The sequence below is a fragment of the Actinopolymorpha sp. B9G3 genome (genome assembly GCF_040120725.1).
Taxonomy (GTDB): Bacteria; Actinomycetota; Actinomycetes; order Propionibacteriales; family Actinopolymorphaceae; genus Thermasporomyces.
Genome location: NZ_JBEEAB010000006.1, coordinates 385,558 through 392,683 on the forward strand (window position 1 = coordinate 385,558; position 7,126 = coordinate 392,683).

Below are 7,126 nucleotides of genomic sequence, written 5' to 3' on the forward strand. Positions count from 1 at the left end.
CCCCAAGCACGTCCAGGCACACCAGGAGGCCCCGGCGCGGCAACGGCGACAAGCGAATATGGGGAGGCCCGAGCCATCGCACCCACGCGCTCCCGAAGTGGACGAGGCCCCGGATCCGAAGACCCAGGGCCAGTCACTGTGGTGCGCGAGGGGGGAGTTGAACCCCCACGCCCTTGCGGGCACAGGAACCTGAATCCTGCGCGTCTGCCTATTCCGCCACTCGCGCGCGAGGCGTTGCGTCCGGGACGACCGGAAGCGCCTAGATGCTAACAGTCCCCGGCGTGGGGGCGTTCCCGGGCGGGGTGCGTGACACTCGGCGGCTTCCGTGCCCGGCCGGCGGCGGCACTCGACCGGCAGCACCGGCCACTCATGGTCGACTCTCGTCCTGGACGTCCGATACTCGACTCCTCGCATTTGGCTGTCCGGTGCCACGGCACCGGCACCGCAACCGACCGGCCACCCCGGACGTGATCATGCAGGACAGGCGGGCCACAGCGAGCAGGAGCCATTGGAGCCATTTTCATGATCACCATGACCGCGGCCGGACCCGACGGTCCAGCCAGGCGTGCCGCGCGCGCAGTTCGCTCCCGGCGGCGCCAGCACGGCATGAGCGCGGCATGATCGGCCGTCAGGATCCGGACCGCGCCAGGACAACTCCGGGTCACTTCCCGGTCGCGCCACGGCAAGGGGTGGTAGGAGGCGGCCACTCCAGGGCTTGGCAGTTACGATCGACCGGAACATGGCACACCCTGCGCGGGAAGGGAGGTACCCGTGGGAGTCTTTCGTCGCTTTGAACGAGGTCTGGAGGGTCTCGTCACCGGGCCTTTTGCGCGCGTGTTCCGCTCGGCCGTCCAGCCGGTGGAGATCGCCTCGGCCCTCCAGCGCGAGCTCGACAACTCCGCACAGGTGGTGTCTCGCGACTCGAGTCTGGTGCCCAACGACTTCACCATCGAGTTGGCACCCAGCGACCACGAACGCCTCGGCCCCTACGCCCAGACGCTCAGCAGGGAACTCGCCGACGTTGTAAATCGGCACGCGCACGCACAGCACTACTCCTTTACCGGCCCGGTCACGGTGGGGTTCGAACGCCGTGACGACCTGTCCACGGGCCGCTTCCGCGTCCGGGGGAGCGCGGTCGCGGCGGTCATGCCGAGGGGTGGCCGTCCCGGCTATCCTGACGCGCGCCAGCCACACCAGGGCCCCGGCTACCCGCCAGGACCTGGCCCGGGTCCTTACCCTGGTCAGCAACCTGGCTACGGTCCGCCACCAGGAGGTCCGGCAGGCCCTGGCGGTCCCGGCGGTCCAGGACCCGGACCCGGCCAAGGTCGGGGACCCGGCCAGAACCCACAGTCCTGGCCGCCACCCGGTCAAGGACCGGGTGGACCCGCCGGCCCTCCGCACGGCCCGGGCCAGGGCGGCGGCTACCCCGGCGGACCAGGACCGCACCCGCAGGGACCCGGCCAGGGACCGGGGCACAGCCTCGGACAAGGCCCACTCCCGAGCCAGGATTCGGGCGGTCCGGAACCAGAGGCCCCGCCCGCGGGTCCACAGGTGCCCTACCTCGAGGTCAACGGTCAGCGGCACCCGCTCGACCCACCGGGCGTGGTCCTCGGCCGCGGTACCGAGGCCGACCTGCGGATCACCGACCCCGGCGTCTCCCGCCGGCACGCCGAGATCCGGGTCGTCAAGGACGGTGGCTCCTACACCGTCACGGTCCATGACCTCGGCTCGACCAACGGCATCGTGGTCAACGGCCAACGCGTCGACTACGCCGCACTCCATGACGGCAGCCAGATTCTCCTGGGCAATACGCTGCTCGTCCTACGTCGCCCCGGTGGTGTGCGTTAGTGTCCGAGCTCACTCTCACGATCATCAAGCTGGGGTTCCTGGCGGTGCTCTGGCTCTTTGTGTTGTCGACGGTGTCGGTGATTCGTTCCGACATTTTCGGCTCCAGAGTCAGCGGCAGCAACAGGAGTCAGCGGCAGCCCAAGCCGGCCAAACCATCCCGGCCACCGCGGCGTAAGCGAGGTGAACCCTCGGTCGCCGTGGTGGTCCAGGGCACGAGCTCGGGCCTGCAGGTGCCGTTGGGTGATTCACCGCTCGCCATCGGCCGTGGATCGGAGTGTGAGATCCAGATCGAGGACGAGTACGTATCCACCAGGCATGCGGTCCTACGTCCCCAGGGGACGACGTGGTACGTCGAGGACCTCGGTTCCACCAACGGCACGTTCGTCGGTGAGTCCCGTATCCACGGCCCCACAGCGGTCGGGTCGGGGGTCCCGGTCCGGATCGGCAAGACGATCATCGAGCTGTACAAATAGGCGCGCAAAACGATGACCTCCGAGGTTTCTGGCCAAGAGAAGGCAGGATGACGCTCGCCCTCCGATACGCCGCACACACCGACGTCGGCCTCGGTCCGAAGACACGGAACGAGGACTCCGGCTACGCCGGTCCACACCTGCTCGCCATCGCTGACGGCATGGGGGGCACGGTGGGTGGCGACGTCGCCAGCGCCATCACGATCACGACCGTGCGTGCCCTGGACAAGGCCGGCCACAACGAACCGTTGCGCGCACTCGGCCAGGCCGCGGTCGAGGCCAACTCCCGGATAGCCGCCCGGATCGACACCGACCCGCACCTCGAGGGGATGGGCACGACGCTCACCGCCATCCTCGTCCAGGACGGTCTCGCCAACGTCGCGCACATCGGAGACTCCCGGGCCTACCACTTCCGTGCTGGCCGGCTGCGGATGATCACCCGCGACCACACGTTCGTCCAGAGCCTGATCGACGAGGGCCGGATCACGCTCGAGGAGGCCGAGCACCACCCGCACCGGTCACTCATCATGCGCGCGCTCGAAGGCCGGCAGGACGCCCGCCCCGACCTCGACCGGCTCGAACTCGAGCCCGGCGATCGGCTGCTCGTGTGCAGCGACGGTCTCGACAACGCCGCTGTGAAGGACGACGCGATCGCGGACGTGCTGGGCCGGTTCGCCGGCCCGCAGGAGGCCGCGGACGCCCTCATCGCCCTGGCCCTCGACCAGGGCAGCCCGGACAACGTGACCTGCGTCGTCGCCGACGTCGTCGATGTCAGCCAGGGCGCTGCAGACGCGCCGACCCTCATCGGCACCGCGGTGGCGGCACCGGCTGTGGTGGGCGCGGCCGCCGAACCCGACAACCAGGCCCTCGACGACTCCGCCTTCGAACACACGGCGGCCTTGAGTCCCGGCGCCATCGTCCATCCCGCTTCCCGGCAGGCGCACGGCCTCTCGGGCGACGGTCTTCCCCATGGCGAGTCGGACCTGGAGGAGGAGCTTCGCTACGCACCGCGGCCTCCGCGCCGATTCCGCTGGCTGAGCCGCATCGTCGTCGCGGTCGTCGTCCTCGGCCTCCTGGGCACGGGCGGACGATGGGCCTACGGATGGACGCAGGACCAGTACTACGTCGGCCCATTCCCCACCGACGCGCAGGCGAACACCAGCAGGGCCCGGGTGGCGATCTTTCGCGGCATCTCCCAGCAGATCCCCGGCGTGCCCCTCTCCCACGTCTACGAGATGCAGTCCTTCGCGCTGAGCAAGCTTCCGTCGTACCAACGCCAGCAGGTCGCCGACACGATCCCCGCCGACAGTCTCAGCCATGCGCGGGAGATCGTCGGCAAGCTACGCAATCTCGCCCAGCAGTGCGCTCCCGCGCCGACCCAGAGCCCGACGCCCACCCCCTCCAAGACGCCCGACTCCAGTCCGACCGCCGGGAAGAAGCCGACAGCGACGTCGAAGCCGACCAAGCCCGCGGAAGGGGCAGCCAGCCCGTCGACGACTCCCCGCGCAGGCGACGCCCGTGCGCCGCAGGAGTGCGATCCCGCGGACTCCACCCCCTCACCCACGTCTGGCTCGAAGTGAGCGAGACCCAGGCACCCGCCGTCGAGGTCCGCAAGCGCCGCACCGCGGAGCTTGTGCTGACACTGCTCGCCCTGGCGGTCGCCGTCGGCGCCTACGCGGTCGTCGGCATCACGCTGACCGGCGAACTCTCGTCCCAGGTCTTTTCCTACGGAGCAGGCCTCACCCTGCTGGTCGGGATCGCCCACGTCATCATCCGGATCCGTACGCCCTATGCCGACCCGATCCTGCTGCCGTGCGTCGTGTTGCTCAACGGCATCGGACTCGCCCTGATCCATCGGCTCGACCTCACCAAGATCGAGAACGCCCGCCTCGACGGCGAGTCGCTGCCACGCGCCGACGCGCCTCTGCAGCTCACGTGGACCGCCGTCGGCGTCGCGGGGTTCATCCTGGTCCTGCTGCTCATCCGCGACCACCGGCGACTCCAGCGGGCCACCTACACCGCGTTGTTCGCCGGCGTGGGGCTGCTCCTGCTCCCGTTGGTCCCGGGCCTGGGGGTGCGCTTCCAGGGGGCGCAGATCTGGATCCGCTTCGCCGGGCTGTCGTTCCAGCCGGGCGAGATCGCCAAGGTCTGCCTGATCGTGTTCTTCGCCGGTTATCTCGTCGTGAAGAAGGACGCACTCGCCCTCGCCGGGCGCAGGTTCCTCGGCATCGACCTGCCACGTGGCCGCGACCTCGGGCCGATCCTGGCGGCGTGGATGATCAGCCTCGCCATCCTGGTGTTCCAGCGCGACCTCGGCACCGCCCTGCTGTTCTTCGGTGCGTTCGTCGTCTTGTTGTACGTCTCCACCGAACGCCCCGGCTGGGTGTTCCTCGGCGGGTCGTTGTTCGTCGGCGGCGCGTGGTTCGCCTACTTCGCCGCGACCACACTCAACATCTCTCAGTTCTCCCACATCGCCAACCGGGTCGACTCCTGGCTCGACCCGTTCGCGGACCGGGATGGTGCGTACCAGATCATCCAGTCGTTGTACGGACTCGCCTACGGCGGCATCCTCGGCCGAGGGCTCGGTGACGGCCATCCCACCCTCGTCCCGCTCGCCAAGAGCGACTTCATCATCGCCGTCATCGGTGAGGAACTCGGACTCACTGGGCTGATGGCGGTCCTCGTCCTCTACGGCATCATCGTCGAACGCGGCCTGCGGACGGCCCTGCTGTGCCGGGACCAGTTCGGCAAGCTGCTCGCCACCGGGTTCGCGGCCGTCTTCGCCCTCCAGGTCTTCGTCGTGATCGGCGGCGTGACCAAGCTGATCCCCCTGACCGGTCTGACGACGCCGTTCCTGTCCTACGGCGGTTCGTCCCTGGTGGCCAACTGGGCCCTCGTCGCCCTGATGCTGCGCATCAGCGACTACGCACGCCGCCCGCCAGCTCCGGTGGCGGTGCAGACCGATGATGCGATGACACAGGTGGTGAGTCGCCGATGATGGAAGCGATGCCCCCAACGATCACGGCCGTGGAGACGGAGACGGTGGTGGCAGCGATGACCCCGAAGATCGCAGCCGCAGGGACGGTCGTGATCCGATGAATCGTCCGATCAGGCGGCTCGCCGTCGCGTTCATGGTGCTCTTCTTCGCGCTGCTCGCCAACGCCAACTACATCCAGGTGTTCCAGGCGCCGGACTACAACGACAACACCGACAACACCCGGGTGCTGCTCGACGAGTACGCCCGGCAGCGTGGACCGATCCTGGTCGGCCAGCCGCCGGACCAGATCGAGGTCGCGCGGTCCGTCGAGACCACCGACGACCTGGTCTACCTCCGGAAGTACGCCAAACCCGCGCTCTACGGCCACATCACCGGCTACTACTCCTACACGTTGGGCCCGAACGCGATCGAGTCGGCGTACAACTCGATCCTCGCCGGCACGGACGACGGGTTCTTCGTCCGGCGGGTCGTCGACCTGGTCACCAACCGCCAACCCAAGGGCGGCAGCGTCAAGCTCAGCATCGACCCACGGGCGCAGCAGGCCGCATTCGACGGGCTCGAGGGCAAGACCGGCTCCGTCGTCGCGATCGAACCGGCGACCGGCAAGATCCTCGCCATGGTGAGCCGGCCCGGCTACGACCCGAACCGGCTTTCCTCCCACGACGCCGGGAAGATCAGCGACGCGTGGGCCGAGCTCAACGACGACCAAACCGATCCGCTGGAGAACCGGGCCACGCAGCGGCGCTACCCGCCGGGTTCGACGTTCAAGCTGGTGACGTCGGCGGCGGCACTGTCCTCGGGTAGCTACACACCGGAGACCAATGTCCCGGCGCCGGCCGAGCTCGACCTGCCGCAGACCACGAAGAACATGACCAACTGGCAGGACGGGTTGTGCGACTCGGGGGACGAGATCAGCCTCCAGCGTGCGCTCGAGACCTCCTGCAACACCGCCTACGCCGACCTCGCGCTCAAGCTCGGCGACGAGGCGCTGCGGGAGCAGGCGGAGAAGTTCGGTTTCGGCGCCGCGCACCTTTCGGACCTGCGCGGGGTTTCCAGCGTGTTCCCCGAGGAGGTCGACAAGCCGCAGACAGCGTTGAGCGCGATCGGTCAGTACGACGTCGCGGCGACGCCGCTCCAGATGGCCATGGTGACTGCCGGCATCGCCAACGGCGGCACGGTGATGAAGCCCTACGTCGTCTCCGAGCTCAGCGGTCCCGACCTGAACTCGCTCGATGAGACCGATCCGGAGGTCTTGTCAGAGGCGGTGTCACCGCAGGTCGCCGAGCAGCTCAAGCAGATGATGGTCGGCGTGGTCGAGAACGGCACCGGGTCGCCGGTGAAGATGGGTGTCCCCGTCGCCGGCAAGACAGGTACGGCGCAGACCACGCCGGACCGGCCGCCGTTCGCGTGGTTCGTTTCGTTCGCTCCCGCCGATAACCCATCGGTCGCCGTCGCCGTTGTCATCGAGAAGGCTGACGTCGGCCGCAGCGAGATCTCCGGCGGCAGGCTGGCAGCTCCCATCGCGAAGGACGTCATGGAAGCGGTGATCGAGTGAGCTCCGCGCAGTCCGCACAGAAGGGTGACGCATGACTGAGCCACGATTCCTCGGCGGTCGGTATGACCTTGGCGAGGTGCTCGGTCACGGGGGTATGGCCGAGGTGCGTATCGGTATTGATCGGCGTCTTGGTCGGACGGTTGCGGTGAAGACGTTGCGGGCTGATCTGGCTTCTGATCCGACGTTTCAGGCGCGGTTTCGGCGGTTTCGGCGGGAGGCGCAGTCGGCGGCGGCGTTGAACCATCCCTCGTTCTG

At 68.6% G+C, this 7,126-nt stretch carries 5 protein-coding genes, 1 tRNA gene and 1 pseudogene; 6 read left to right on the top strand and 1 reads right to left on the bottom strand.

The features are described 5' to 3' along the window. Window positions 1–139: 139 nt before the first annotated feature. Window positions 140–226: transfer RNA gene (locus ABNF93_RS14220), tRNA-Leu, on the bottom strand. A gap of 545 nt (window positions 227–771) precedes the next feature. Here ABNF93_RS14220 and ABNF93_RS14225 point away from each other — a divergent pair. From ABNF93_RS14225 to ABNF93_RS14250, 6 genes and pseudogenes are all read left to right on the top strand, one after another. Continuing rightward, complete coding sequence (locus tag ABNF93_RS14225) at window positions 772–1,848, top strand: FHA domain-containing protein (RefSeq protein ID WP_349328466.1); 1,077 nt, start codon at window positions 772–774, stop codon at window positions 1,846–1,848. Then, window positions 1,848–2,321, top strand: a complete 474-nt coding sequence (locus ABNF93_RS14230; RefSeq protein WP_349328467.1) for an FHA domain-containing protein FhaB/FipA — start codon at window positions 1,848–1,850, stop codon at window positions 2,319–2,321. The genes ABNF93_RS14225 and ABNF93_RS14230 overlap by 1 nt, the downstream gene beginning before the upstream one ends. A 47-nt stretch (window positions 2,322–2,368) precedes the next feature. Beyond that, complete coding sequence (locus ABNF93_RS14235) at window positions 2,369–3,898, top strand: PP2C family protein-serine/threonine phosphatase (RefSeq protein ID WP_349328468.1); 1,530 nt, start codon at window positions 2,369–2,371, stop codon at window positions 3,896–3,898. Next, the gene (locus tag ABNF93_RS14240; RefSeq protein ID WP_349328469.1) at window positions 3,895–5,316 is read left to right on the top strand and encodes an FtsW/RodA/SpoVE family cell cycle protein; all 1,422 of its coding nucleotides are present in this window, start codon (window positions 3,895–3,897) and stop codon (window positions 5,314–5,316) included. Before ABNF93_RS14235 ends, ABNF93_RS14240 begins: the two co-directional genes overlap by 4 nt. Window positions 5,317–5,413: 97 nt before the next feature. Beyond that, the gene (locus tag ABNF93_RS14245; RefSeq protein ID WP_349328470.1) at window positions 5,414–6,871 is read left to right on the top strand and encodes a peptidoglycan D,D-transpeptidase FtsI family protein; all 1,458 of its coding nucleotides are present in this window, start codon (window positions 5,414–5,416) and stop codon (window positions 6,869–6,871) included. Between the two features lie 31 nt (window positions 6,872–6,902). Next, a pseudogene (locus ABNF93_RS14250) lies at window positions 6,903–7,126 on the top strand (Stk1 family PASTA domain-containing Ser/Thr kinase); the annotation flags it as partial.